This is a genomic window from Winogradskyella litorisediminis, from assembly GCF_042675765.1.
Taxonomy (GTDB): Bacteria; Bacteroidota; Bacteroidia; order Flavobacteriales; family Flavobacteriaceae; genus Winogradskyella; species Winogradskyella litorisediminis.
Window position 1 is genome coordinate 1 of record NZ_JBHTJL010000014.1, and the last position, 965, is coordinate 965.

Sequence of the window (965 nt, forward strand, 5' to 3'; positions counted from 1 at the left end):
GTGCAGAAAAAACTAATGTGATGCAGAAATTAAAGCAACACAATATTGACGAAGTAAGGAGTATTTAAAAATCAAATAACATGAATTATTATAAAGGCAATGCCATTTACGACCATATAAATTCTAATCAGCTAACAAATTTTAAATTTTGTACTGGGAATCTTTGGCAATTAGTTTATGGTGATAGTAATTGTGTCCCTAAACTACTAGCTCTAGTGATAGGTGCGAATAATACCGAATACAATTCAGGTTATACTCAACATCAAATAGAGTCTTTCAATCTATTGAACGTTTTTGCTACTAATTCTAATATTCCTATCAAGGTAATTAAATTTAATACTGACGTAGAGATTGAAAATGTGTTAATTGCCGATAATGTTACTGATCAACCAACAGAAATTACATTAGCAGAATTAAGAGATATTTTTAGTCAAAGTGGCTTACCTGTATCAAATACATCTACCGCAAAATATTTAAATGACAGAACGTCGAGTGCCTATCATAAATGGCAAAGGGGTCACTTAGGTAGAGCACTGACTGTTTCAGATATTGATTTATGGAAGGTAACACCAACAGGGGCTGTTCAAAGAATATATGAATTAAAAAGATCATATATAGGGATTGGAAACTGGCAACCTTATCCAGATGACTACAGGAATTTTCGATTACTGTCTGCCTTGGCAAATCAAGTTAATGTTAGGTTGGGAATTGTTTACAATGTAAGAAAGACAAAACCAGTATTTAATGATGATATCTCTAGTATAAAGGTATTTAAGGTGGATTTCACAAGGACTCCTCCTATAAGACTCGTTGGTATTTATGATACGGACGGTTTTTTTAATCTATAAATTAGTGTATTTAATTAAAATCATCGTTTTTAGATTAAAAGCATATAATATATAATCAAAACATGAACAAAATCGACCATAACGACCCATTAAGTAAAAGCGCAGATATTGTTTCTG

General features: G+C 31.5%; 1 protein-coding gene. It reads left to right on the forward strand.

From position 1 onward, the window contains the following. Positions 1-80 precede the first annotated feature (80 nt). Positions 81-848: a hypothetical protein gene (locus ACFQ1Q_RS10505; RefSeq protein ID WP_386130990.1), complete on the forward strand. Its 768-nt coding sequence runs from the start codon at positions 81-83 to the stop codon at positions 846-848. Positions 849-965 lie beyond the last annotated feature (117 nt).